The organism is Paraburkholderia sp. SIMBA_027 (genome assembly GCF_046535315.1).
GTDB lineage: Bacteria > Pseudomonadota > Gammaproteobacteria > Burkholderiales > Burkholderiaceae > Paraburkholderia > Paraburkholderia tropica.
Genome location: NZ_JAWRWY010000645.1, coordinates 1 through 269, shown reverse-complemented (window position 1 = coordinate 269; position 269 = coordinate 1). Strand labels below are relative to the sequence as shown.

General features: G+C 62.5%; 1 pseudogene. It reads right to left on the bottom strand.

Annotated features, from left to right (window positions below):
- Window positions 1–244, bottom strand: a pseudogene (locus SB764_RS40595) (Crp/Fnr family transcriptional regulator); the annotation flags it as partial.
- Window positions 245–269 lie beyond the last annotated feature (25 nt).

The window sequence follows — 269 nt, the reverse complement described above, 5'->3', positions numbered from 1 at the left end:
AGAGATTGAGCCGCTTGCCACGCTCATAGAGGAAGGCGACGAGATAGGCGGCGCGCTCGAGCGCGGTACGACGGCCGATGCTCAGCAGATGTTCGTCGAGGATGCGCTCCTCCTGCGCGGCGATCCAGGTGATGTCGAAGGCGAGCGAGGGGTGCTTGTTATAGAGCGTCATCAGCTTATCGCGCTCGAAGACGCAGAGCGAGACCGGCGACAGGGCTTCGACGGAATGCTGCATCTCGCCCATGATCGTGCCCTGCAGACCGATCAGG